The sequence below is a fragment of the Clostridium acetireducens DSM 10703 genome (genome assembly GCF_001758365.1).
GTDB classification, from domain to species: domain Bacteria; phylum Bacillota; class Clostridia; order Clostridiales; family Clostridiaceae; genus Clostridium_C; species Clostridium_C acetireducens.
Genome location: NZ_LZFO01000008.1, coordinates 40,162 through 66,809, shown reverse-complemented (window position 1 = coordinate 66,809; position 26,648 = coordinate 40,162). Strand labels below are relative to the sequence as shown.

Below are 26,648 nucleotides of genomic sequence, written 5' to 3'. Positions count from 1 at the left end.
TATATATAATTTATCTACCATTTATAATATACTTTGTAGTAGAAAGTCTATTGTTTGCTTGAGAAATCAAAGCATTGTACATTAAAGTGTTTGCTGCCTCATTAGTAGCTTCTACATCTATATCTACATTATTGCCATCTAACCTCATACTAGAAGTCTTGTCTTTTTTTACATTTATTTCTCCATAGTTTGTTCCATATTGCATATGTTTTTCATTGGTAGATTTTAATTCTAATTCATAAATACTTTTATTTAAAGTTTCTTCAAAAGTTACATAACTTTTTTTATAGCCTTTAGTGTTTATATTAGCTATATTATTTGATATAACTTTTTTTCTTAATTCCGAAGCATCTAAAGCTCTTTTTATTAAATTATAATTAATTTTACTATTATACATATTTTCACCTTCATTCTATAATATCCTTGTTATTACTATTAGACATTAATTTGTATTTTCCTTCTAAATTATTAATTTTTTTAATTTAACTTTATTTTAAATTAAAACTCGCATATTTTTATTTTTACTATTTTAAGTATATTATTATTTTAAAAAATACCTGTTTTTTAATCACTATAGCATATATTAAAAATTAATATAGTATACTCTTAATATAGTAACAAATAGTATTATTTTATACATTATTAACAGTTTATTTTTTTATAATTTTTTCCATATTAATTCATAAATTTTAAAAAAATATACATTTAAATTATATTTATAAAAAATTAACTACATTATTATGACTATTATACACTATTTACTTTTGTTTTCCTATATAATAATATTTTCACAATAAATTAAAATATTAACTTAAAATTACTATATAAATACATATTAAATATTAAATAAAAACAAAATAATACTTACCTAAATTATATTTATTTATAATTAATTCTTATTAAAGTTTTTGAATATATTTCCGATGCTTATACTAGAAAATAAAACTACATATGGAGTGATTTTATGAGATTAAATCAAAACCTTAGTTCTTTAAATATATTTAGAGAGCATACAAAAATATTAAAAAAACAAAGTACTGCTTTAGAACACATATGCTCTGGAGAAAAAATAAATAATTCTGGTGAAGCTCCAAATCAAATAGCAAAAAGTGAAAGAATGAGAATTCAAATAAGAAGTCTTCAAATGGCACAAAAAAATGTACAAGATGGTGTAAGTATGGCACAAACAGCTGACGGAGGTTTAGACTCTATGACTTCCATATTGCATAGAATAAGAGAACTTACTATACAGTACGGAAGTGGTGCTAATAGCGAAAATGATAAACTATCTATAGAAAATGAAATTAAACAAATGGTAGCAGGTTATGACGATATAGCAAAAAATACAGAGTTTAATGGAATAAAACTTTTTGACAAAAAAGATACTCTTAATGAAGAAATGCAAATTGGAGCAAATGCCAACGAAAATGTAAAAATACCTTTTAAGCATTTAACTTCTAAAGATGTAGGTATAGATGAATTAAATTTAACAAATTTAGACGAAACTTTAGAAAAAATTGATAGTGCATTACAACAAGTAACAGATCATAGAAGTAAATTTGGAGCTTTAGTTAATAAATTTGATAATGTTTTAACAAATTTAGCTGAATTTGAATTGTCTACTCAAAGCTCTGAAAGCAATATAAGGGATGCAGATATAGCTGAAGAAATGATGGAGTTTGCTAGGTGTAATATTTTATGTGAATCTGGTCATGCAATGATGGCACAATCCAATAAATTACCACAAGATGTGCTTAGAATATTGGAAAATGTAAGAGTTAGATAGAGTCTCACCTAATGTCAGTTATTCCTTTATTTATGTTTTCAAAACTTTTATTAGGATATTTTCAGAAAAAAGCATATATAAAAAACAAAATATATAACAGCCATGAAAGTAGTGGTATAAATAATTTGAATGAATTTTAGACAATCTTAGAAGAAAAAAATAAAAAACTCCGTAATTCATCACAGGACGTGATGAGCCAATTTCCGCCCCAAGGACGGGGCATAAATTGGGTAGGAGTTTTTTATTTTTTATTCTTAGAGTGTCTTAATGAAATGACTTATTTACACCACTACTTTCATGGCTGTTATATATTTTATTTTTTATATATACTTTTTTCTGAAAATATATTCCACTACACTTTAATTTTTGGTAAAAGCTGCTAATTCATGTGCTTCTAGATTTTTAATTATATCATTATAACACTTATATCCTTGTAAAGAACTTGCACTTATAATAGCTCTTATAATAGCTTTTTCTACAACTGTAGCTGATAATAATCCTACTACATTAATATCTGCCTCTACATTGCCAGTAGCTAGTGTAAATATAGTATCTCCATCATACATAGAATGAGCAGGTCTCATAGTTCTTCCATAACCATTGTGAGCCATAGAAGCTAGTTTCTTACATTGAGATTTTGTAAATTTACCATTAGTAATTACTGCTCCTATAGTAGTATTTCCACTAAATAAATTCTTTTTATTATCATATTTGCTTATCATGATTTTTTCTGTATCCGCAAATGTTTTCATATCTTCTTTTAATGCACCTGCTATTATGTTTCCATTGGAAGGATCAATAACATCTCCAAGGCAATTTACTGCTATTATAGCTCCTACTTTCAATTCACCTACTTGTACACAGTAACTTCCAATACCGCCTTTCATAGCATATTTTGTGCCTAAAAACTTTCCTACAGTAGCTCCTGTACCAGCTCCTACATTACCACAAATATCTTCTTTTAAATTTTCAGAATTAATACAGGCTTCATAACCCATATCTTTATTAGGTCTTATTTTATAGTCACCTATTAAAAGGTCAAATAAAACTGCAGAACAAACTATAGGCACTTTGGTAACAGATACATCAAATCCAATGTTTCTTTCTTCTAAGTAATTCATAACTCCAGATGCTGCATCTAATCCAAAGGCACTGCCACCAGCTAAAACCAATGCATGAATTTTGTCTACTAAATTTACTGGGTCTAATAAATCTGTTTCTCTAGTTCCTGGTGCCCCTCCTCTTACATCTACTCCAGCTGCTGCTCCTTCCTCACATATAATCACACTACATCCAGTAGCTGCTTTTAAATTTTGTGCATGACCAATTTTTATACCTTCTATATCTAATAATTTTATTTCTTTCATAATTTTGTCTCCTTTATATGTTTTAATCATACATTTTATACAATATTTTATCATAAAAATAGTAAAATATCATTATTACAACAAAATTGTACACTTTAAACTATATATTATAGTTTTTTATTTTTTATTATTAGATTTTCTTAATGAAATGACTTATTTACAAACTCTCTTTATGCTGATGTGCTTATTATTTATATATTATTTTTATATGAAATTATACTAGCTTAAATTAAATTTTTTATTGAAATAATTAAATATATGTTTTACAATGTAGTAAAAAGAATATTGCAATAAATAGCAGAGTAGGTTTTTGTGCGTTAAGTGCTAGCAAGACGGGAAGTTGCTTGTTAGACGAAAAATAATTCTATTTGCGATACATAAACCGCATTCCGCTGCTACAAAAGAGCAAATCCTCTTATTGTGGCTTATTGCAACTATAAGGAGGAGTTTTTTTATGAGCAAAATTAAAAAAATTGTGTATCTATCTATACTTATTTCATTTCATGTAGTAATTAGCAGATTTATGTCTATTGAAACCCCTATAATAAGAATAGGTTTTGGATTTTTACCTAATGTTATTGCCTCTATAATGTTTGGTCCCCTATTAGGTGGCATAGCTGCTGCAACTGGAGATATTTTAGGTATGCTTATATTTCCAAAAGGAGCTTATTTCCCAGGATTTACATTAACTGCTTTTTTAGGCGGAGTAATATATGGACTAGTACTTCATAATAAAAAGTCATCAATTAAAACCACTTTATTAGCTGTAAGTATAATAACTATTTTTATTAATTTAGGACTTAATACTCTATGGCTTCATATAATAACAGGGAAAGCTGCTCTAGCAATTTTAATTCCAAGAATTATAAAATCCTCAATTGAATTTCCAGTAAAGGTTTCATTAATATATTCACTATGGAAGTTACTAGAGAAAATTGGATTTACAACAATTGAAAAAGAAAATATAACATTTAACACCAATAAAAACATAGCTTCTTAAAAAATATTTAGTAATTTCTTGTAATAGGAAAATACATTTTAAATTGATATAATTTCAGAGAAAAATAATAAAAAATAATCTGCATAAAAATAATAATACAGTAGCATAAAGAGAGTTTGTAAATAATTTGAATAAATTTTAGACACTCTTAGAATAAAAAATAAAAAAACTCCGTAATTCATCACAGGACGTGATGAGCCAATTTCCGCCCCAAGGACGGGGCATAAATTGGGTAGGAGTTTTTTTATTTTTTAGTCTTAGAGTGTCTTAATGAAATGACTTATTTACAAATTCTCTTTATGCTACTGTATTATTATTTTTATGCAGATTATTTTTTATTATTTTTCTCTGAAATTATATCAATTTAAAATGTATTTTCCTATTACAAGAAATTACTAAATATTTTTTTATTTTAATTTTTTCATAGCTAAAGCTACTGGAATAGTAATTGCTACAGATAAAACCATTTCTGGAATTCCATTCGCTATAGCAATTCCAAAAATAGACTTACCAGCTACAGTAGTATTTATATTAAACATTTTTGCATAACGCTCTACATATAATAAATACATAAGTCCTAAAACCCCTATAGTATTTGTTAAAGAACCTATAGCTGCTCCAAATCCTATTTTTAATGTTTTATATTTTCCTACCATTAGTTTATAAGAATAATAAGATGTTATTCCTATTAATATTCTTGGAAGCACAGATACTAAAGGATTCATAAATACAAAAGATAAAGGTGTTGGCACTGTAATAGCTTGTATAACACTAAATATTCCAAATATCAATCCTATCATAGCTCCTACTAAAGGGCCTTCTACTATAGAACCTATAATTACTGGTACATGCATTATAGTAGCTTTAACTGGCGGTATAGGTATAAAACCTAATCCTGTAACTCCAAGTAAAATTGAAATTGAAGAAAGCATTCCTATAACTGTAATTTGTCTCACACTTATTCTAGCCGATGTTTTTAATTTTCTTTCCATAAAATTACCTCCGTTCTCATTCCACTTATGGATATAAGTCGAATATATTAAAATTTTAAAATATATTTAAGTTCAGTTCCCTAAAAAAGTTCAAGGATACCGACGCCATAATTGTACCATGTTTTTATTAAAAATTAAATAGATTTTGTTAAACTTTTATCATAAATTTATATAAAATCTAAAAAAGTATAGAAAAAAGCAATTAGAAGTTTATAAAGTTTTTTATTGCATTAAAACCCCTATAAAATCCTGATGCTACCGCTAATACCTTATATAATATATTGTTGTAATTTAAATTAAGGTATTTGCATAAAAAAATGAATTAAAAATAATAAGCCCAGTAGTCATAAAGAGAGTTTGTAAATAATTTGAATAAATTCTAGACAATCTTAGAATAAAAAATAAAAAAACTCCGTAATTCATCACAGGACGTGATGAGCCAATTTCCGCACCAAGGACTGTGCATAAATTGGATAGGAGTTTTTTTATTTTTTAGTCTTAGAGTGTCTTAATGAAATAACTTATTTACAAACTCTCTTTATGACTACTGGGCTTATTATTTTTAATTCATTTTTTTATGCAAATATCCTACCTTTTACTTATCAAATATAAAGGATTTTCCAAATCCGAAAAATTCTCTTACACAATAATTAGGAAATAATAAATAATGACTTTTAGCAGGTATTCCATAGACTTTAATACCTATTCTTTTAGCTAAAAATTTAGCTCTAAACATATGAAAATCACTTGTTATTACCATGACTTTCTTATTCTCTTCACCTAAATTTTTTAAAATAGCTTTTGAGTATTTAAAATTTTCAAATGTATTCTTTGAATTTTCTTCTTTTATTATTCTATCTTCTTTAATACCCTTTTGTATCAAAAACTTTTTCATAGCTTCTGATTCTGATATTTTTTCATCTTTACCTTTTCCACCAGAAAGTATTATTTTAGAATTTTTATGAGAATTTATATATTGAAGACTTTCATTCATTCTCTGATAAAGAGTTAATGACATTTTATCTCCTTTTAATCCTGCTCCTAGTATAATTACATACTCACAATTAATTTTATCTTTTTTAAAGCTATTATATATAATTCCACTTTCTATTATTATAAATAATGCAACTGCAATTAAAAAAACTAAATTTAAAAATTTATTGTATTTTATACTTTTAAATTCAATAAATCCTAGTATAATGAATAATATTCCTAAAGCTATCCAAAACCAATAAAATGTAATATTAAAAATTAAAAGCCCTATACTATAGATAATGCTTAAACTTCCCATAAAAATAAAAAATTTATTTTTTATGCTTTTCATATATGCATCTCCTTAACTTATTTTTTCGCTAGTATTTAAGCATATATCTACCACTTCTAACATATTTTCTATAACATAATCTGGTTTATACTTCATAACATGCTCTAAAGGAACAGCTGTATATTTTACTAAACAAGTATAACATCCTGCATTTTTTCCACACAAAATATCATTTTGGCTATCTCCTACCATTAGAGATTCTTCAGGGCATATGTTTAATAATTCACAAGCTTTTAAAGCAGGTTCTCCTTTAGGTTTATGCATTTTTGTATTTTCTGGTGTTATTACTATATCCATATATTTACTAATATTAAACAAATTAAGTCCTCTTTCTGCCATATCCCTTCTTTTAGAAGTAACCACTCCTAATTTTAAACCTTTGCTTTTTAATATATTTAACGCATCTTCTACTCCATTAAAACTTTTAGCAAATTCATCATGTATTTTTTCATTATACTCTCTGTATATGTTTACCATTAATTCAGCATTTTCTTTATCGTATCTTTCCATAACATCATATAAAGGTTCCCCAAAAGTTTTTGTTATTTCTTCTTCTGGTATTTTTATTCCTAAGTGTTTCTTAAAAGTATACTTAAAACTTTCTATTACAGCACTATTAGTATTAATTAAAGTTCCATCTAAATCAAATAAAACTGCTTTAATCAAAATAATCTCACCTTCCTAGCTACTTGTACTATTTTTTTTCTAAAATTTTAATGGTTTCATAATAGGTTTGATGTCTTGTTTCATAAAACATTTGGGTATACCACCCCATTTTAGTTTTATTATACCATAAACCTATAAAAAAAATATAATTGCATTAAATTAAATCCTACTATTATAAATATTAATATACTTTCCACACCTGTAGAACCCTATACATAGCATTTTAGTTTTTATAAATAGTACTTTTTTAAGGCAATGTTTGTATTTTAAATTGATATAATTTGAATAAATTTAAGACACTCTTAGAATAAAAAATAAAAAAACTCCATAATTCATCACAGGACGTGATGAGCCAATTTCCGTACCAAGGACGGTGCATAAATTGGGTAGGAGTTTTTTATTTTTTGTTCTTAGATTGTCTTAATAAAATAACTTATTTACAAAATCTCTTTATAAGTCTGTATTATTATTTTTATACAAATTATTTTTAATTATTTTCTATATTCAAATTATACTACCTTTTACTAAATTACATTAAAATAACTGCAATTTGTAATTTGAAACTAAATAAAGAATTTCAAATGCTAATATTTATACAAAATATAAATATTTAATGTGTAAATTTCATATTACCAATTGCAGTTATTTAATTGAATAATTGATATTTAACTAAGAAATGAATATTAGAATTTAAGATAAGCTTTTTACCATTCTATAAAACTCTATATCCTTCATTATAACTTTTTCTTGCTTTTTATAGCCTAATTTTTTGTATAGCTTTTCTGCATTTTTATTATTAACTTCTACTATAAGAGAAGTTTTTTTAAATCCTAAATCTTTAGCCCTTTTAATTACATTTTTTATTAAACTACTTCCAAAACCTTTTCCTGAGTATTTAGGACTAATTGCCAAAGAATCTAAATAATATTCATCTTTTGCTGCTTCTTCTACATTCATTATAGGCATAACATTTTCTTTATACTTTTTAGGATTTTCCTTATACATTCCCTTTAAAAACTCAAGTATAGGCTTATCTAATTTTTCCATTACATATCCCGGATAAGAAAGAGCAAGTCCCACTACCTTCCCATCACATTCTATTACATCTGCATATTCATGGCTTACCCTATTTTTGCCTTTCATAAATAATTGTGATAAAAAATTTCTTATTTTTTTATCATCATTAGAGCTAAACACAGAATTAGCTAATTCTCCTACTGCTCTATGAATTAAATAAGATCCTTCTTTTGCATCCCTTTTGTGAGCTTTTCTCAGCTCCATAATAAAACCTCCTTACTTCATATGAACACATACTCATACGTTTATATTATACTATATAAGTGTAATTTTCTCAAATGGCTCTAATAGTGGTTTTAGAGAATAAAATAGGATTAAACACGTTAGCATAAATAGAGAATCTTGTTCATTAAATAATCTTAATAAATGTTTGTTCTCCTCTATAATACTTAGAATTATAAAAAAAATGAATTAAAACAAATTATATAAATATTGTTTTTATTATTTTAATATAATTCCATTTTTCTTTGACTTATAGACTTTGACTTTCTTTGACTTTATGGTTATAATATAAATACAAACTTAAAACATAAAGTAAAATATATTAATCAAATAAAATAGGAGGTTTTTAGAATGTTTGATATGATTCCTTTTAGAAGAAATAATGTAACTAATAAGCAGGATGTATTTTCACCATTTTTTAAAAATTTCTTTAATGATGATTTCTTTTCTTCCATGGGTGACTTACAAGTAAATATTAATGTAGATATAAAAGAAACAGATGAAAACTATTTAATGGCAGCTGATTTACCTGGAATTAAAAAAGAAGATATAAATATAGAATTTAACAATAACTATTTAACAATTAGTGCAAAAAGAAATGATTCTATGGAAGATAAAAATGAAAATTATGTTAGACGTGAAAGACGCTATGGAGAATTCAAAAGAAGTTTCTATATAGATAATGTAGATGAAAGTAAAATATCTGCTTCCTTTAATGACGGTGTTTTAAAAATTGTTCTTCCTAAAATAAATAAAGGCAATGATAAAAGAATTAAAATTGATATTAAATAAAAAATCAATAGATTGTTGAATAAAAAATCATAAATATAATTTGAATATAGTAAATAAATAAAAATAATCTGTATAAAAATAATAATACAGCCTCATTAAAGAGAGTTTGTAAATAAGTCATTTTATTAAGACACTCTAAGAACAAAAAATAAAAAAACTCCTACCCAATTTATGCCCCGTCCTTGGGGCGGAAATTGGCTCATCACGTCCTGTGATGAATTACGGAGTTTTTTTATTTTTTATTCTAAGAGTGTCTAAAATTCATTCAAATTATTTACAAACTCTCTTTAATGAGGCTGTATTATTATTTTTATACAGATTATTTTTATTTATTTACTATATTCAAATTATATTTATGATTTTTTATTCAACAATCTATTGATTTTTTATTTTAATGCTTTTAAAACTTCTTTTTTAAGATCTTTTGTTGTTTCTTTTATATCTTCTCCACCTAAAATTGCTGAGATTACTGCTACTCCGTCTATATTAGTTCCTTTTAATTCTGATAAATTATATTTGCTTATGCCTCCTATAGCAACTATAGGAACATTAACTTTAGTTTTAATTTCTTTTAAAGTTTCTATACTAGTGTGGTCTGCATCGTCTTTGCTATTAGTTTTAAATATTGCACCCACACCTAAATAATCTGCTCCATCTTTTTCTGCTTTTAAAGCATCTTCTATAGTTCCCGCTGAAACTCCTAGTATTTTATCTTTTCCTAAAATATTTCTTGCTATATCTGCTGGAATATCGCTTTGTCCAATATGTAGTCCTTCTGCATCTACTGCTAAGGCAATGTCTAATCTATCATTTATTAAAAGTGGTACATTATATTTACTTGTAATTTCTTTTACAGCTAAAGCTACTTTATAAAAATCTAAACTAGATACATGTTTTTCTCTAAGTTGTACTAAAGTTGCTCCGCCTAATATAGCATCTTCTACAGCTTTTTCTAAACTTCTTCCTTTTAATATATCCCTATCTGTAACTAAATAAACACTATAGTCTACATTATTTTTCATAAATATTCCCCCTATTTTCTATGTCTTTTAGTGAAAACTTATAAATAGCATCCATCAATTCCACTTTAAAAGTACCTATACCTGCATCTTTTTTTAACATATTTTCTTTAGCTATTTCCCCTGCTATACCCATAGTGGCTACTCCAGATAAAGCACCTAATAAATAATTTTTATTTGCTCCACAATAATTTCCTATTAGTGAAGTACACATACAACCTGTACCTGTAACTTTAGATAATAATTCTGTTCCATTTTCTATAAAATAGGTTTTATCACCATTAGATATAATATCTACCTCTCCTGTTATAGCTATTACAGTTTTTAATTTTTTACTCAATTCTTCTGCTAATTTTTTAGCTTTTATTAAATTTTCTTCTTTTGAAAGAGTATCTTCACTACAAGCATCTACACCCCTAGTTTTTCCTTCTATTCCTGCTATAGCTTTTATTTCCGATACATTTCCTCTTATTACTGCAAATTTTATTTCTTTTATGAATTTTTTAATTACACTACTTCTATATTTAGTAGCCCCTACTGCTACAGGATCTAAAATTACAGGAATATTTAATTCATTGGCTTTTTTACCTGCAATTATCATAGATTCTACTATTCTTTCACTTAATTCTCCTATGTTTAAAACTAAAGCTGAAACTATTGATACCATTTCTTCTACTTCTTTTTTTTCCTCTGCCATTATAGGTGAGCCACCTAAGGCTAAAGTTATATTGGCACAATCATTTATTGTTACATAATTAGTTATATGATGTACTAAAGGTTTTTTATTTTTTATACTATTTAAGGCTTCTCCTATTTTTTTATTAATTTCCAATTTTAAAGCCACCTTTCATTTGTTACATGTATAATTTTTCTTATAATATATGTTACTGTTACCTAAATATTATTTAATAAGTCATAATAAATCAATAATATTTAATATTTTTATTTTAAATCTAAAATACCTGCTTTTTTGTATAAAGTGTAAAAGTGATTAGTAGGTCCTACGCCCTTACCTATATCAAGAGAGTTTTCAATAGCTACAGTTATATATTCTTTAGCTAGTTTTACTGATTCTTTCATAGAATATCCTAAAGCTAAATTGGAAGTTATAGCAGAAGACAATGTACAACCTGTGCCGTGAGTATTTTTTGTATTTATTCTAGCATTTTTAAATTCACTAATATTTTTCCCATCATATAATATATCTATAGCTTCTCCTTTTAAATGTCCACCTTTTATTAATACACTTTTAGGTCCCATAGTGTATATGTCTTTAGCTGCTTTTTTCATATCTTCTATAGTTTCTACTTCTTTGTTATTTATTTTGCTTAAAATAGCCTCTGTTTCTGGAATATTTGGTGTTATTAATGTAGATAAAGGTATTAGTTTTTCTATTAAAGCTTTTTTAGATTCCGGTCTTAATAAATCAAAACCACTTTTAGAAATCATAACTGGATCTAATACTATATTTTTAGGTTTATATTGTTTTAATTTTTCAGCAATTATTTCTATAGTTTCAATTTTAGAAACCATGCCAATTTTTACAGCATCCACTTCAATGTCTTCAAATATAGCATCAATTTGTTTTCCTATAATCTCTTTAGACATATCCTCTACTGCCCATACTCCTTGAGTGTTTTGAGCAGTAACTGCTGTTATAACACTCATTCCAAAGACTCCATGAGCAGAAAAAGTTTTTAAATCTGCTTGAATACCAGCTCCTCCACTACTATCTGAGCCTGCTATAGTTAATACTTTTTTCATTTTAAAAGTCCTCCTTATTAATTACTTAATTCCAAAATTTTTAAGTATTTTTACATTTTCATTTACTTTTAGTAATAAATATGCAATTATACTTCCTCCTATAGTACTTATGGAAAAAGGAATCATAAAGAAAAATACTGCTACATCTTTTCCTATTATAAATTTTGCTATAGGATAAGCAGCTAAAGCTCCTAAAATACCTGTTCCTACTACTTCTCCTAGTATAGCATATAAATTTTTATTAGTTTTTTTATAAATATACCCTGCTAAAAAAGCTCCTATCATACTTCCTGGAAAAGCTAATAAAGAGCCTGTACCTAGCATGTTTCTTAAAAGAGATATAGCAAAAGCAATACTTACAGAATAAGCTGGTCCTAAAGCTACTGCTGTTAAAATATTAATAATATGCTGTACTGGAAAACATTTAGATATACCTACAGGTATATAAATTAAATTTCCTGCTATTATTCCAATAGCTATCATAAGAGCTGAAAAAGTTAATTTTTTAGTTTTCATAATTATTCCTCCTTTTAAAGAAGCATAATAGGCAATGCCTAGAAACCAAAAAACACAATCCCAGAAGGAATTGTGTTATAAACTAATATTACCCCTACACTTCCTACGCTGGCATTATCCAGTTCAGGTAACTAGGGTCAAAGAATTAAATTTCTTACTCTCAGCTGCCTAATCAGCTCCCCTGTGTTTAATTATTCATTTAAGTTTATACTATCATTACTATATTAATATGTCAATGTATTCATATTATTAAAAAAATATCTACTGTTTCATTCTTCTTAAAAAATAAAGTGAAAATCCTAATTTAATTATCATTATATTGTTGAATAAAAAATCACTGATATAATTTGAATATAGAAAATAATTAAAAATAATTTGTATAAAAATAATAATACAGCCTCATAAAGAGAGTTTGTAAATAAGTCATTTCATTAAGACACTCTAAGAATAAAAAATAAAAAAACTCCTACCCAATTTATGCCCCGTCCTTGGGGCGGAAATTGGCTCATCACGTCCTGTGATGAATTACGGAGTTTTTTTATTTTTTATTCTAAGAGTGTCTAAAATTTATTCTAATTATTTACAAACTCTCTTTATGAGGCTGTATTATTATTTTTATACAAATTATTTTTAATTATTTTCTATATTCAAATTATATCAGTAATTTTTTATTCAACAACATAATGATAATTAAATTTCACAATTTCATCACAATTATCACAAATATATATCATAATTTTAGTTTATTATGTACACATAATATAAATTTAAAGGAGTTATATAAATCCTCTATTTCATCATTTGTTTTTAATTTTAAGTCTACATTAAAATTACCTTTAGCTATTTCCTCAGAAATGTCTTTTAGTTGTAAAATAGGATAAGATAATTTCTTGCCTATATAAGAAGTAAGGGGTATAGAAAGAAATAGAGAAATAATAAATACAGATATTAATATAATGTAAGTTATTTTTAAATACTGCTTGTAAGGTATAGAATTTTTAAAAACCAATATGTTTCCTATAGAAGTTTTTAAATTATAATACATAAAAGAATCATTGTTAGCAGTAGTTATTTTGCCTTTAGTATTTAAAGAAGTAAAATCAATATTTCTCATAAAGTGCATTAAAGCCATATTTCCTTTAGATATATGTATTACAGAATTATCCTTTATTAAAAATACCTTTATATTAGAATTAATATAGATATTTTCTTTTTTTTCTAAAGAATTATGTATATCTTCTGTTAAAGATTTTAATTCATTATATTGTTGATTTAAATAAAATTTAGACAAAAATAAACTACTGCCTATAAAGCATAGTATAATTGTTGCAGTTATTATATAAATGTAATATTTAATTAATTTTTTAGTTAATTTACTCATAATTAAAACCTCTTAATTTATATCAATTTTATAACCTACTCCCCATACAGTTTTTATGTGATTTGCACAAAATTTAATTTTTTCTCTTAAATTTTTTATATGAGTATCTACAGTTCTAGTATCTCCCATAAAATCGTACCCCCATATTTTATCTAAAACTTCACTTCTATTAAAGACTTGATTAGGATTTTTGCATAAAAATAATAAAAGTTCAAATTCCTTAGGAGTTAAATTTATTTTTTTATTATTTTCTAAAACTTCTCTATTAGATTGATTTATAGTTAAATTATCAAAAATTAAAGTATTATTTACATTATTAGTTTTAGTCTTTATTCTTAAATTTACTCTTAAAACTAATTCCCTCATGCTTAAGGGTTTAACCATATAATCATCTGCACCTAGTTCTAATCCAAATATTCTATCATCTTCTTCACCTCTTGCAGTAGTTAATATTACTTTTGTATCATTACATATAGACTTTATTTTTTTAAGTAAAGACCATCCATCTTTTTTAGGCATCATAATATCTAGTATAACCATATCATAACTATTATTTTCTATAAATTCTTCACCTTCTAGCCCATCATAAGCATAAAAAACATCATAACCTTCCTTTTTTAAATAAAGACCCATAACATGAGCTAATTTTTTTTCATCTTCAATTATTAATATTTTTTCTTTCATAGTTATCTCCTTAATAATAGTTTTATCAGCAAACCTCCCCTACCACAAGGGTAGGGCTTCATATAGAATAAGGATAGTCTATACTATCCTTATTCTAACAGATTTATATATTTATAATATCATATTAATACATATATTAGGCAAATAAACATGGATACTCTATAAAAAATAAATGAAACAGCTTAAAATTTTCAGGCACATAAAAAATATATAATGCCTTCACTGTACTTTGCAAATAATTTGAATAAATTTTAGAGACTCTTAGTATTAAAAATAGAAAAACTCCGTAATTCATCACAGGACGTGATGAGCCAATTTCCGCCCCAAGGACGGGGCATAAATTGGGTAGGAGTTTTTCCATTTTTAATGCTTAGAGTCTCTTAATGCAATGATTTATTTGCAAAGTACAGTGAAGGCATTATATATTTTTTATGTGCCTGAAAATTTTAAGCTGTTTCATTTATTTTTCATTATTTTAATTGATTTTTAGTTAAGTCCCATAAGTCTTCCTACTTGATATACTAAAACTGCTACTAACCAACCTACTGCAAAAGTATAAGCTGCTACAAAAAGAGCCCATTTTCCGGAGTTTGTTTCTCTTTTGATTGTACCTATAGTTGCTGCACAAGGAGTATATAAAAGTGATATAACCATAAATGCATAAGCACTAAGTGGAGTAAATATTTGTTGAATAGATTGTGTTAATTGTGCACCTTCTCCTGCTGCATAAACTGATCCTAAAGTAGCTATTATAGTTTCTTTTGCTAAAATTCCTGTAAATAAAGATACTCCTGCTTGCCAAGTTCCAAAACCTGCTGGTTTGAAAATAGGTGCAATAAATCCTCCAATTCTTCCTAATACACTATACTCAGAAGCTGGTTCTACTCCAAAAGGAATATTTGAAAGTATCCAAACAGCTACAACAACTCCAAATATTATTGTTCCTGCTTTTTTTAGGAAAGCTCCTGCTTTTTCCCACATGTGTATAAATACACTTTTAGCTGTAGGTATTCTGTAAGGAGGAAGTTCCATTACAAAGTAAGAATTTTCACCTTTAAATAAAGTTTTACTAAATATTTTTCCCATTATTATAGCTACTAATATTCCTAATACATAAAGTGAAAATATTACTATACCACTAGATGAAAAAGGTCCTACTTTTTTGCCACCAAAAAATGCTGCTGCAAAAAGAGCATATACTGGAAGTTTTGCTGTACAAGATATAAAAGGGTTTATTAATATAGCTATCATTCTGTCTTTTTTGCTTTCTAAAGTTCTTGTAGACATTACTCCCGCTACATTACATCCACTTCCTATAATCATAGAAATAGCTGTTTTTCCGTGAAGACCAATAGATGTCATAAATCTATCCATAACATAAGCTGCTCTTGCCATGTAACCACTGTCTTCTAATATAGATATAAGGAAATACATAACAAATATTAAAGGTACAAATTCTAAAACTGATCCCATTCCTCCTATAAGTCCATCACTTACAAAAGAAATAAGTAATTCTGGAGCTCCATTAGCAGTAAGATATGCTTCTAAACTTTCACCTAAAGATTCAAATCCATCTGCTACAAATCCACCTAAATATTCATTTCCAAATTGCATTGTTATTTGATACATAAAAAACATTATAATAGCGAATAAAGGTATTCCAAGCCACCTATTTGTTACTACTTTATCTATCTTATCTGATATATTTTCTTTATATTCTTCTTCTCTCTTTACACACTCATCTGTAATATTAGATATAAACTCATATCTTTTGTCTACTACTAAAGTTTCAGAATCCATAGCTAATTCTTTTTCTATGTTTTCTTGAATTGATTTTAAATAGTGTATAACATTTTCACCTTTTTCTCTTTTTCCTACTTCTTCTATTATATCTTCATCATTTTCTAATAATTTTATGGCTGTCCATTCTAAAGGATAACCTATATTTATATTATTTTGTAAAAGTAATAATTTTATTTCCTTTGCATATTTATAAAAATCTTCTCCATAATTTAATTCTCGTTTACCCTTTTCTTTTAATTCTGCTTCTTTTACTGTTTCTTCTATAAGTTCTTTTATTCCTTCACCTTTTGTAGCTACTGTGCCTAAAATTTTTACTCCTAGCTTTTTAGATAATTCCTTAATATTTATATCTATATTTTTATTTTTAGCTTCATCTAGCATATTGGCAGCTAAAACTACATTAGCATTCATTTCTAAAAGTTGAGTAGTTAAGTATAAATTTCTTTCTATATTTGTAGAATCTACTACATTTATAATTACAGAAGGCTTGTCTTTTAATATAAAATCCCTAGCTACTTTTTCGTCTTCTGAATACGCTCCTAAACTATATGTTCCTGGCAAGTCTACTACAGTTATTTCCTCACCATTAAAATTTAGCTTTCCTTCTTTTTTTTCTACAGTAACACCTGCCCAGTTTCCCACATGCTGCTTGGCACCAGTAAGGGCATTAAATAGACTTGTTTTTCCACAGTTTGGATTGCCTACTAAAGCTATTACTTTCTCCATATCTCTTACCTCCTATTTATATTTCACTTACTAATATTTTTGAAGCCATACCTCTTGCTAAAATTATTCTACTATCATCTAATCCTAATATTAAAGAGCCTACATCATTTTTGGCTATACTTATTATTTTTCCATTAATTAGTCCCATTTCTTTCAGCCTTATAACTATATTTTCATTTCCCATAATACACTCTATTCTAACCCTAGTACCTCTAGTGGCTAAATTTAAAGGCATACCTTTAAATCTATTTCCTCTGTTTCCTCTTTTTCTTCTTCCAAATCCTCTACACTCCACTATACTTCCCCCTTTACTAAAATGTCTTTTGCCTCATTAGATCTTAATGTCAAATGGTATCCTCTTATTATAATTGAAATTGGATCTCCTAAAGGGGCTTTTCCTTCTACTTTGATTTTTGTTCCTCGTATGATTCCCATATCCATTAATCTTCTTTTTACTTTACTTCCTGGCTTAATGTTAACTACTTTTACTGTAGTGTTTACATCTACATCGCTTAATGTTAAGTCACCCACACCTACTCCTCCTTTTATGTGATATCGATATTCATTATCAATTATATTTTATAAAAAAATACATGCTTTAATATGCTGCATATATTGCCTTATTAAACTGAGTATGTTTCTATGTCACTACTTAATATATTTCTTATAATTTTAATTTTAGATTTATCATAATCATAAAACTTTTTTCTTGCCTTTTCTACATTATTAAATACCTTCCAATAGCCACACATAACACACTTTTTATCTGGATTTTCCATAAAAGTAATTACATCTTCTATAGGTATTCCTAAAAATATTCCCATTTCATGAGGACATCCATTAAAATCAAATCTGCTTTTCAAATATTCTATACATTCTTCTACTGTCATATCTTCTGTGTATCCAAATTTATTTAAAAAAACTAAGTTTTCATTACATTTTAAAGTATTGGTAAGTTCTTCTAAATGATAAAAAAGTATAGTAGTGCTTTCATTATCACTTTTTATTTCATAAAATTCTACATTATAACTGTTTTTAAATTCTTCTTTGTGTTTATTCCAAAGACTATTTAAATTTCTTCCTTGATGTTTTAAAGTTACAATAGTAGAAGGTTTTACACCATGAATAGTTGGTGCTATAAAATATAAAAGTATTGCAAATAAATATTCCTTATCATCTTTTTTGCTTATAGTATTAATAAATCTACTTATTATATGTTTACTCATAGGCTACATCCTTTTTAAAGCACTTTTGCCTTTTGATGTAATTTTCCACATACTCACAAGTTCGCCACTTGTGCCACAACTACAACCATTTTTAGAACAATTTAAACCACAGTTTCCGCTACAATTATAATTTTTCACTTTTTCTATATAGTTAAGAGAAATTAGCTTATTAAACATAGCATCTACAATTTCTGGAGAAACACCTAATTTTTTAGATGTATTGTATTTTGAATAGCTATTACTCTTAGAAAATTCTTTTAAAAGCCTAATAATCATAAAATCATCTCCTTTTTTTTATATTAAAGTATTTACCATAATTTATCCAACCATCATTTTTTAAAGATTTCTCAATATTTATCCAAGAGCGTTTTGAATATATAATTTTTACATCCGAACTTTTTGATTGATTTTTTATAGTTTCAGCTACTTTATGTCCTATAAAATCTGTAAGTACTAATACTAAATCTATATTAGCAGGAATTTGAACTTGTCTATGCTTTTTTCTCCTTCCACTTACATGTTTTATTTTGTCAAAACCTACATCTTTCAAATTTTCTTTAATATTGTCTATTTTATCTCCGCCTACTACTAATACACTCACACTACTTCCCCCTTAATTTTTACTTTTTTATTTTTTAGATTTTGAAATTCATCAAAAAAACTTTTTATATTATTATTATAATTTTCAATATAGTTTTCTACTTTATCCCCACATACTTCTAATTCATTATAAATATCTTCATTAGTTTGAAAAAATTCTAATACAGCTTTGTTGTTTTCGTTTATTTGTTCTATTTGTCTATATAGTATGTTTACTCCAAAAGTAGTATCCAAAATAGACTCTTCTATGTTTTCAAAAGTATTACTAACTGTATTTAAAGCGTTTCCTGCTTTACTTATCATATTTCTTTCTTTATCCATATTTTTCTTAGTACTATCTATTTCCTTTTGAATTTCTATTACAATGCCTTTTATATTTTCAGAAGCTTTTACTGTTTCCTTTGCCAATTTTCTAATTTCATCTGCCACTACTGAAAATCCTTTTCCAGCTTCTCCTGCTTTTGCCGCTTCTATAGCTGCATTTAATGCTAAAATATTAGTTTTTTTAGATATAGCCCCTATGGTCTCTAATATATTTCCTATAGCTTCAGACTTCACCATTAAAGTCTCTATATTGTTTTTTAAATCCTTTATACTATTTTTATTAGCTTCAAATGTTTCATCTAATTTTTGTATTTCACATACACCTAAGTCTTTATCCTCTCTGCATTTATCACACTTAATTTTTATTTCTTCTGCATTTAAAGTTATATTGTTTATTTCATTTGCTAAATTGCATATTTTTTCAAATCCTTCCTTAGATTTTGCCTTTTGTATATTTAAACTTTCTTTAATTTTTTTTACAATATTTTTCACAGAATCAAAAATTGTATCTGAATTTTGTATTTTATTTTTTTTAATTATTTTATTTAAATTATCATAATCATTTTCTTCTGGTAACCTTTTTTCTTCATAATTAAATTCTTCTTTTTCAATTTTATGTGTTTTAGGTGAAGTATTGAATTTGTTGAGTTTTCTAGAATATTTTTTTAAGAATTTTATCATTAGTTTTCACTCCTAAATTGTATGAAATTGATAATCATTTTCATATAGACTATACAATAATTTTTTATTTTTGTCAAGACCCCATGTGTGTAAAAAATGGAAAAAGGTATACGGTAATTGTTACCGTATACCTTTTTCCATTTTTTACACACATGGGGTCATTTTAAGTCTTTCATTTCTTTAAATATAAATACTGCTGTAAGTAGCGATGCTGTTATGTCAGAAATAGGTGCAGAAAGCCAAACTCCTTTTAGTCCTAAATATTTAGGTAATATTAGTAATAAGGGAATTAAAACTATAACTTGTCTGGATAAGGATAACAAAATAGATATTTTAGCTTTTCCAATAGCTTGAAAATAATTAGAACATACTATTTGGAATCCTATTATAGGAAGCATAAATAGAAAAACTCTTATACCTTTAGTTCCTATATCTATTAATTGTTCACTATCGCTGCTAAATATTTTAATTAGCACATCTGGAATAGTTTCTACTAATATAAATCCAAAAGTTGCAATGGTAGTAGCTGCGAATATAGCAGCTTTTAATGTTTTTTTAACTCTTTCATTTTGCTTTGCACCATAATTGTAGCCAATAATAGGCTGTGAACCTTGATTTATACCAAATATAGGCATTAATATTAACATAGATATGCTATTTATTATTCCCATAGCTCCTATAGCAAAGTCTCCTCCATATCTAACTAAATTTTTATTTAATATTACATTTACAAAACTAGCTGCTATTTGCATAGCAAATGGAGACATACCTATACTGAATATAGTTATGATTATTTTTTTGTTTAATTTGAAGTTTTCAGTTTTTAATTTTAATGTGCTATTTCCTTTTACAAAATAATTTAATACCCAAATGGCATTTATTCCTTGGGAAATAATTGTAGCTAATGCTGCTCCTTTTATTCCTAATTTGAAAATAAATATAAAAATAGGGTCTAAAATTGTGTTAGTTATAGCACCTATTAACATTGTTTTCATGGCAACTTTAGGATTTCCTTCAGCACGTATAATATTATTAAGTCCAAAACCTATGTTTTGAAGTACTGCTCCTATTAATATTATGGAAAGGTATTCTTTTACATAATAAATGGTTTTATCACTAGCACCAAAGGATTTTAATACATCATCCATAAATATAAATCCTAATATTGTTACTATTATAGATACTACTATAGATAGTATAAATGCATTTCCTAATATTTTTTCTGCTTCATCTTTTTTATTTTCTCCAAGCTTTATGGAAATACTTGCTGCTGAACCTATGCCCACTAGCATACCAAAAGCCATTATAATTATTACAATAGGGAATGTTATGCTAAGTCCTGAAATAGCTAAGGCTCCTACTCCATTTCCTATAAATATTCTGTCTACTATATTATATAGTGCGTTTACCAACATTCCTACAATAGCAGGAATAGAAAATTTAATTAATAACTTGCTAACTTTTTCTGTAGCTAATTGCTTTGAATGATCCATTATATACTCCTCCAATATTACATTATATTAATAATTTAGGTTCCTAAATTATTATAAATCTTTTTAAGCCAATATATTAAAAGTTGCTTTTCTTCTTTGCTAAATCCTTTTACTAGTGTTTCTTCTAATTTATTTATTATTTCTAAACTTACAGATTTTAATTTTGCACCTTCTTCTGTTAAATATAGTCTTTTATTTCTTGCATCTTTTTCATCTAGCTTTCTTAGTATAAGTTTCTTGTCTAGCAAACTATTTACTAAACCCGTTAAAGATGCAGGTCTTATTTGAATTTTGTCTCCTATTTCCTTTTGTGTTAATCCATCTTCTCTCCATAATATAGCTAGTACTGCTATTTGAGAATTAGTAATGTTGTATTTTTCTAGATTTTTATTGTGTAAATTTGTTATGTTTCTAAATATTATTTTTATCCAATATCCAACCCATTTATCAAATTCACAGTTCATTTTGTTTAGCCTCCTAAATAATATAAAATTATTTTATATCAATATTTTTTTTATGTCAATAATTTGGGGACGGTTAATTAATTTTTGGGATGTTTTTTTATTTAATCAAATTTTATTAATCTAATATAAATAAAAAAAGTGTTGATTAATTTTTATACTATTAGTTAATAATTAAAAATAAATAATATAAAGGATGTGTTTTTTTGCCTAGAACTGCTAGAATAAAAATATCAAATGGAGTTTACCATGTAATAGTGAGAAGTATAAAAGAAATAAAATTATTTAGAAATAATTTAGATAAAAAAAGATATTTAAATTTAATGAATAAATACAAAAAAATATTTTTATTTAACGTTTATTCTTTCTGTTTAATGAATACCCATGCTCATTTTATTATTAACTCAAATGGTGCAGATATAAGCAAGTTTATGCATAATATAAATCAATGTTACGCTAGATATTATAACAAAAAATATGATAGACATGGTCCAGTTTTTGCTGAAAGATTTAAATCTATTATAATAAAGGATGATAAATATTTATTATGCTTATCTGCTTATATACATAATAATCCTAAGGATATTTTTAAATATAAAAATAATGTAGACAAATATAAATTTTCTAGTTTTAAGGATTACATTTCTAACAAATCTAATGGATATTTGAATATAGATACACATTTTATACTTAAAAAATTTAGTTTAAATATTGCATTGTCCAAAAAATTATATGAAAATTTTGTTTATTCTAGAATTGGACTTGATCCTAAAAATAATTCTAATTTCAATGATTTTGAGCAATTAAATATAAAAACAGAATATAGAAGCGAACTTAAACCTATTATAAGAAATATTTCTCCTAATAAAATAATAGATTTTACTTCTAACTATCTTAAAATAAACTCAAATTATATAAATATAAAATATAATAGAAAACTAACCAATTTTAGATGCTTATGTGCTTTATTAATGAGATCTCTTTGTAATTTTTCATATAAACAAATTTGCCATACTTTAGGTAATATAACTTGTTCTCATATTTCTAATTTATGCAATAAAGGATTCTATCTTATGGAAAACAAATACAAAAACATCATTTTTGATTTTATAAATTCCTATTCTTAATTTTATTTTAATAATTATTCATATTGCCTTGTTTTAGAATAAAAATTTTTATAAAAATACAGTTCATTTAATTTTAATACTAATAAATTAGACAAGCTATTTGAAATTATTTAATTTTTAATTTAAACTATATATAATAATTAATTATTAACTAAATTATATACTATTTTCTTATTAATAAAAGCCATTGACAATTATACATGTCAATGGCTTTTTATAACAATACCTATATATTTGTTAACCGTCCCATTTATTTTCCTGAAGCTACATTTAGTTCTTCTATTTCTTTATACTCTTCTTTTACTTTTTTATCAAAATACATTTTTGTTTCTCTTACAATAACACCACTTAATCCTACTATAGCAATTAAGTTAGGTATTGCCATAAGTCCATTTACTATATCTGCAATTATCCATATTAAATCTAATTTTAAGAATGCTCCTAAAGAAACAAGTACTATAAATATAATTCTATATGGTATTATTCCTTTTACTCCAAATAGATATTCTGTACATCTTTCACCATAATAATTCCATCCAAGTATAGTTGTAAAAGCAAAGAATGCTAGTCCTATACTAATTATAGCTTTTCCTAAAGATGGCATCAAAAGTCCTTTACAAAAAGCTGCATTAGTCATTGATGCTCCTGCTAAATCTGGTGAATTCCAAACTCCTGTCATTACAAGTACTACTCCTGTCATAGTACAAATAACTATTGTATCAAAGAAAGTTCCTGTCATTGATATAAGACCTTGTCTAACACAAGATTTTGTTTTTGCTGCTGCTGCAGCAATAGGTGCACTTCCTAATCCAGATTCATTTGAGAATACTCCTCTTGCTACACCATTTTGTATAGCCATTTTTACAGTTGCTCCTGCAAATCCTCCAATTGCAGCTGTTGGTTTAAAAGCTGATTTAAATATTAGCCCAAAAGTTGCTGGTATTAAATTTGCATTAATTACTAATATTGCTATAGATGCTATTACATAAAATATCGCCATAAAAGGTACTATAATTTCTGAAACTCTAGCTATGCTTTTTAATCCACCTAGAGTTACTAAAGCAACTAAAATTGATACTATTGCTGCTGAAATTAAAATAGGTATTCCATAAGCTACATTAAATGATTCTGTAATTGCATTAACTTGAGGAAATGTTCCTATTCCGAAAAATGCAACTCCTATACCAAATACAGCAAATGCTTTAGCAAGCCATTTAATACCTAGTCCCTTTTCTATATAATACATAGGACCTCCAGACATTTGTCCATTTTTATCAATTTCTCTGTACTTTACTGCTAAAAGTCCTTCTGCATATTTAGTGGCCATTCCAAAGAATGCTGCTACCCACATCCAAAAAAGTGCTCCTGGTCCTCCAGCTTTTATTGCTGTAGCTACCCCTACTATATTACCTGTTCCTATAGTAGCTGCTAATGCAGTACATAGTGCTGCAAAACTAGATACATCTCCTTCTCCATTAGCATCATCATCTTTTGCAAATAAAAGTTTTAAAGCTAAAGGAAGCTTTACTATTTGAAGCAATCCTAGTCGTATAGTTAAATACACTCCTGTACCTACTAATAAAATTAGTAGAGGTGCTCCCCATAGTATAGAATCAATTTTACTAAAGATTTGAATTAAGTTTTCCATAAGTCCGTTCCTCCTGTATAATAATTTTTACAGGACAGCTGTCAATAGAAAAATAAAAAGAGACCATTTTTATGCAAAATAGGCCTCTGGATTTACTTTCTAAAGCGCCTCTGTCCTTTTACCTGAGAGTTTCGCGAGTAATAATATACTCACTTGCTCCTTCGGTGCTCTTTCGAGTCTCTCCAGAGTTTCGTCCAGTAACAGTCTTATCACATAAGTGATACCTGAAAGATTCGCCTCTTCGGTGGACATTTAGTCTCTCTCCTGTTACTTTCATTCGAATTCGTATTTAATTGACTTTGATTATAACATAGACTTTTTATAAATTCAATACTAAAAATAAAATTTTTTACTATATTATTTTTATGAAAATGGGGACGGTTAATTAATTATTGAATTAAGAATTAATTAATAACTAATTAACCGTCCCTTGATTTCGCTAAATTTTTAATTCAATAATTAATTAACCGTCCCCGAACTTTAGAACTTTATACTAAAAACCCTAGGTAATATCACCTAGGGTTTTGTTGAAGTTATTATAATGTTATGATAAATTTCATTTGTATTATATTACAAAGCCCTAATTTAAAATTTTCTTCTAAGTTTTGAGGAAGAAATATTAATGTTTATTCATTAATAAAAACGAGGATTATTCAGAAAATTTAAGCGCTTTTAATTAAATAAATTTAAATTACTATAATACAAAGAAAATATCTTAAATGTTAGCAGCATATATTTATTATGCATATAAATTTATTTCTTGTTAAAATTTTATCATATTTTTAAGAAAAAATAAACATGTTTTTTTGAAAATTTATAAATCTATATGTTTTATATGTTATTTACATATAAAATAAACTCTTTGCTTTTATTGCTATATTCTTAATAAAATTATTTATTGTTTTTAATTTAAACTTTGTTAAAACTTTGTTAATATTATTCACCTCTTAATATATTTAAAGCCCTTCCTTCTATTAAACCAATATGCCATCTATTTTTATAGTCTACCGCAGAATAGTATACTTATAAAATCCATTTACTTTAACTAAAGAAGATCTATAAATCATTTTATTATCCCATGCATTAATGTTTTTAGAAGGATATATAATATCTACTGTTTTGTTAAAATTCAATCCATCCTTAGAAAGAGTGTATGATAAAATATTATTGCCAAAAGATTTATAATAATTACTTATAAGCATTTCATATCCTATTTCAGTTTTTGTAACATCTATATGCCAAGGATAACAATCCTTATCATACTTAATATTTATATCTTTACAATTAGACCATAATACACCATTTACGCTTTCTCTATATCTAATTTTTATTCTAGGCATATAAGTTACATACCACATTTTATATTTATTATTTTCATAAATTATTGCTGGAGAAATACAAAGCTCTTTTCCTGAATATACCAGTTGAGGTTTAGACCAATTTATTCCATCTTTTGATATAACTCTATATATATAATCTATAGAACCATCAGGATTATACATTTTAGTTCCTTTATTATACCTATACCATAGCTCCATTGTATTATTATTACTATTCATTACTAAATTAGAATCACTATAGTGTCCACCAAACTTTGCATCATAAGGCGGACTTATTAAAGGTTGTCTCAATCCTTTAGGAACTATCCAATTTACACCATCATTTGAAACTACAATGCTTGGATTTTCAAATTGGCTTTTAGAAAAGGGATAAGGAGTGTAAGACATCCAATATCTATATCCATTCCAAGGTTTGTTTACAAAAATTACTTTGGGATGATTGCTTTGATTGCTTTTATCATAAGTTTTTATATCTAAATATTTTTTTGAATTTACATTATTTCTAGAAATATAATTTGATTTTATAGACTTATAGTTTATTGATGCTGATTTTATATTTTTATTATTAGGTATTAAAGAAAAAACAATTGCAAATATAATAGTAAATACTCTTTTTTTTATCATTTCTC

At 26.1% G+C, this 26,648-nt stretch carries 27 protein-coding genes and 3 riboswitches; of the genes, 4 read left to right on the top strand and 23 right to left on the bottom strand.

Annotated elements, in window-relative coordinates:
- Positions 1 to 10: 10 nt before the first annotated feature.
- The gene (gene flgB, locus CLOACE_RS03890; protein ID WP_070109738.1) at positions 11 to 397 is read right to left on the bottom strand and encodes a flagellar basal body rod protein FlgB; all 387 of its coding nucleotides are present in this window, start codon (positions 395 to 397) and stop codon (positions 11 to 13) included.
- 567 nt (positions 398 to 964) lie between these two features.
- On the opposite strand from flgB, the gene CLOACE_RS03885 reads away from it, so the two are divergent.
- On the top strand, positions 965 to 1,786 hold the full coding sequence (locus CLOACE_RS03885) for a flagellin N-terminal helical domain-containing protein (RefSeq protein WP_070109737.1): 822 nt from the start codon (positions 965 to 967) through the stop codon (positions 1,784 to 1,786).
- Positions 1,787 to 2,145: 359 nt separating this feature from the next.
- On the opposite strand, the gene CLOACE_RS03880 is transcribed toward CLOACE_RS03885, so the two are convergent.
- Entirely contained in the window at positions 2,146 to 3,153 is a 1,008-nt protein-coding gene (locus CLOACE_RS03880) for a P1 family peptidase (protein WP_070109736.1), read from the bottom strand.
- 296 nt (positions 3,154 to 3,449) lie between these two features.
- Positions 3,450 to 3,550: riboswitch (THF riboswitch) on the top strand.
- 57 nt (positions 3,551 to 3,607) lie between these two features.
- On the opposite strand from CLOACE_RS03880, the gene CLOACE_RS03875 reads away from it, so the two are divergent.
- The gene (locus tag CLOACE_RS03875) at positions 3,608 to 4,153 is read left to right on the top strand and encodes a folate family ECF transporter S component (protein ID WP_070109735.1); all 546 of its coding nucleotides are present in this window, start codon (positions 3,608 to 3,610) and stop codon (positions 4,151 to 4,153) included.
- Positions 4,154 to 4,560: 407 nt separating this feature from the next.
- On the opposite strand, the gene CLOACE_RS03870 is transcribed toward CLOACE_RS03875, so the two are convergent.
- From CLOACE_RS03870 to CLOACE_RS03855, 4 genes are all read right to left on the bottom strand, one after another.
- The gene (locus CLOACE_RS03870) at positions 4,561 to 5,145 is read right to left on the bottom strand and encodes an ECF transporter S component (RefSeq protein WP_070109734.1); all 585 of its coding nucleotides are present in this window, start codon (positions 5,143 to 5,145) and stop codon (positions 4,561 to 4,563) included.
- 595 nt (positions 5,146 to 5,740) lie between these two features.
- Positions 5,741 to 6,469: a YdcF family protein gene (locus tag CLOACE_RS03865; RefSeq protein WP_070109733.1), complete on the bottom strand. Its 729-nt coding sequence runs from the start codon at positions 6,467 to 6,469 to the stop codon at positions 5,741 to 5,743.
- A gap of 12 nt (positions 6,470 to 6,481) precedes the next feature.
- Positions 6,482 to 7,135 carry a pyrophosphatase PpaX gene (gene ppaX / locus CLOACE_RS03860; RefSeq protein ID WP_070109732.1) on the bottom strand — a complete coding sequence of 218 codons (654 nt, stop codon included), beginning with the start codon at positions 7,133 to 7,135 and terminating at the stop codon, positions 6,482 to 6,484.
- 690 nt (positions 7,136 to 7,825) lie between these two features.
- Complete coding sequence (locus CLOACE_RS03855; RefSeq protein ID WP_070109731.1) at positions 7,826 to 8,416, bottom strand: GNAT family N-acetyltransferase; 591 nt, start codon at positions 8,414 to 8,416, stop codon at positions 7,826 to 7,828.
- A 369-nt stretch (positions 8,417 to 8,785) separates the two neighbouring features.
- Here CLOACE_RS03855 and hsp18 point away from each other — a divergent pair, with 369 nt between their 5' ends.
- Entirely contained in the window at positions 8,786 to 9,226 is a 441-nt protein-coding gene (hsp18, locus tag CLOACE_RS03850; RefSeq protein ID WP_070109730.1) for a heat shock protein Hsp18, read from the top strand.
- Positions 9,227 to 9,612: 386 nt separating this feature from the next.
- Here the strand turns inward: hsp18 and thiE are convergent, their stop codons facing one another.
- From thiE to CLOACE_RS03775, 15 genes are all read right to left on the bottom strand, one after another.
- Complete coding sequence (gene thiE, locus CLOACE_RS03845; RefSeq protein WP_070109729.1) at positions 9,613 to 10,248, bottom strand: thiamine phosphate synthase; 636 nt, start codon at positions 10,246 to 10,248, stop codon at positions 9,613 to 9,615.
- Entirely contained in the window at positions 10,238 to 11,077 is an 840-nt protein-coding gene (gene thiM / locus CLOACE_RS03840; RefSeq protein ID WP_070109728.1) for a hydroxyethylthiazole kinase, read from the bottom strand. Before thiM ends, thiE begins: the two co-directional genes overlap by 11 nt.
- Before the next feature lie 110 nt (positions 11,078 to 11,187).
- Complete coding sequence (thiD, locus tag CLOACE_RS03835; RefSeq protein WP_070109727.1) at positions 11,188 to 12,009, bottom strand: bifunctional hydroxymethylpyrimidine kinase/phosphomethylpyrimidine kinase; 822 nt, start codon at positions 12,007 to 12,009, stop codon at positions 11,188 to 11,190.
- 21 nt (positions 12,010 to 12,030) lie between these two features.
- Positions 12,031 to 12,525, bottom strand: a complete 495-nt coding sequence (gene thiW / locus CLOACE_RS03830) for an energy coupling factor transporter S component ThiW (protein ID WP_070109726.1) — start codon at positions 12,523 to 12,525, stop codon at positions 12,031 to 12,033.
- A gap of 83 nt (positions 12,526 to 12,608) precedes the next feature.
- Positions 12,609 to 12,718: riboswitch (TPP riboswitch) on the bottom strand.
- A 537-nt stretch (positions 12,719 to 13,255) separates the two neighbouring features.
- Positions 13,256 to 13,906: a HAMP domain-containing protein gene (locus tag CLOACE_RS03825; protein WP_070109725.1), complete on the bottom strand. Its 651-nt coding sequence runs from the start codon at positions 13,904 to 13,906 to the stop codon at positions 13,256 to 13,258.
- 12 nt (positions 13,907 to 13,918) lie between these two features.
- A complete protein-coding gene (locus tag CLOACE_RS03820) occupies positions 13,919 to 14,590 on the bottom strand; it encodes a response regulator transcription factor (RefSeq protein WP_070109724.1) in 672 nt (223 codons plus the stop codon).
- A 486-nt stretch (positions 14,591 to 15,076) separates the two neighbouring features.
- Positions 15,077 to 17,119 (bottom strand): ferrous iron transport protein B, encoded by a 2,043-nt coding sequence (feoB, locus tag CLOACE_RS03815; RefSeq protein ID WP_070109723.1) that lies wholly within the window; start codon positions 17,117 to 17,119, stop codon positions 15,077 to 15,079.
- Positions 17,120 to 17,135: 16 nt separating this feature from the next.
- Positions 17,136 to 17,414, bottom strand: coding sequence for a FeoA family protein (locus CLOACE_RS03810; protein ID WP_084027540.1), 279 nt, complete (start codon positions 17,412 to 17,414; stop codon positions 17,136 to 17,138).
- Positions 17,414 to 17,650: a FeoA family protein gene (locus CLOACE_RS03805; protein WP_070109722.1), complete on the bottom strand. Its 237-nt coding sequence runs from the start codon at positions 17,648 to 17,650 to the stop codon at positions 17,414 to 17,416. Before CLOACE_RS03805 ends, CLOACE_RS03810 begins: the two co-directional genes overlap by 1 nt.
- Before the next feature lie 92 nt (positions 17,651 to 17,742).
- Entirely contained in the window at positions 17,743 to 18,345 is a 603-nt protein-coding gene (locus CLOACE_RS03800) for a DUF3793 family protein (protein ID WP_070109721.1), read from the bottom strand.
- A gap of 3 nt (positions 18,346 to 18,348) precedes the next feature.
- Positions 18,349 to 18,621: a hypothetical protein gene (locus tag CLOACE_RS03795; protein ID WP_070109720.1), complete on the bottom strand. Its 273-nt coding sequence runs from the start codon at positions 18,619 to 18,621 to the stop codon at positions 18,349 to 18,351.
- Between the two features lie 4 nt (positions 18,622 to 18,625).
- Positions 18,626 to 18,946: a DUF2325 domain-containing protein gene (locus tag CLOACE_RS03790; RefSeq protein ID WP_070109719.1), complete on the bottom strand. Its 321-nt coding sequence runs from the start codon at positions 18,944 to 18,946 to the stop codon at positions 18,626 to 18,628.
- The gene (locus CLOACE_RS03785) at positions 18,943 to 19,950 is read right to left on the bottom strand and encodes a methyl-accepting chemotaxis protein (RefSeq protein WP_070109718.1); all 1,008 of its coding nucleotides are present in this window, start codon (positions 19,948 to 19,950) and stop codon (positions 18,943 to 18,945) included. Before CLOACE_RS03785 ends, CLOACE_RS03790 begins: the two co-directional genes overlap by 4 nt.
- Before the next feature lie 158 nt (positions 19,951 to 20,108).
- Entirely contained in the window at positions 20,109 to 21,443 is a 1,335-nt protein-coding gene (locus tag CLOACE_RS03780; RefSeq protein WP_070109717.1) for an MATE family efflux transporter, read from the bottom strand.
- A gap of 35 nt (positions 21,444 to 21,478) precedes the next feature.
- Positions 21,479 to 21,907 (bottom strand): MarR family winged helix-turn-helix transcriptional regulator, encoded by a 429-nt coding sequence (locus CLOACE_RS03775; RefSeq protein WP_070109716.1) that lies wholly within the window; start codon positions 21,905 to 21,907, stop codon positions 21,479 to 21,481.
- A gap of 203 nt (positions 21,908 to 22,110) precedes the next feature.
- Here CLOACE_RS03775 and CLOACE_RS03770 point away from each other — a divergent pair, with 203 nt between their 5' ends.
- The gene (locus CLOACE_RS03770; RefSeq protein WP_070109715.1) at positions 22,111 to 23,031 is read left to right on the top strand and encodes a transposase; all 921 of its coding nucleotides are present in this window, start codon (positions 22,111 to 22,113) and stop codon (positions 23,029 to 23,031) included.
- Positions 23,032 to 23,281: 250 nt separating this feature from the next.
- On the opposite strand, the gene CLOACE_RS03765 is transcribed toward CLOACE_RS03770, so the two are convergent.
- Positions 23,282 to 24,679, bottom strand: coding sequence for an alanine/glycine:cation symporter family protein (locus CLOACE_RS03765; protein WP_070109714.1), 1,398 nt, complete (start codon positions 24,677 to 24,679; stop codon positions 23,282 to 23,284).
- A 100-nt stretch (positions 24,680 to 24,779) separates the two neighbouring features.
- Positions 24,780 to 24,875, bottom strand: a riboswitch (glycine riboswitch).
- 808 nt (positions 24,876 to 25,683) lie between these two features.
- Entirely contained in the window at positions 25,684 to 26,643 is a 960-nt protein-coding gene (locus CLOACE_RS03760) for a hypothetical protein (protein WP_070109713.1), read from the bottom strand.
- Between the last annotated feature and the right edge of the window lie 5 nt (positions 26,644 to 26,648).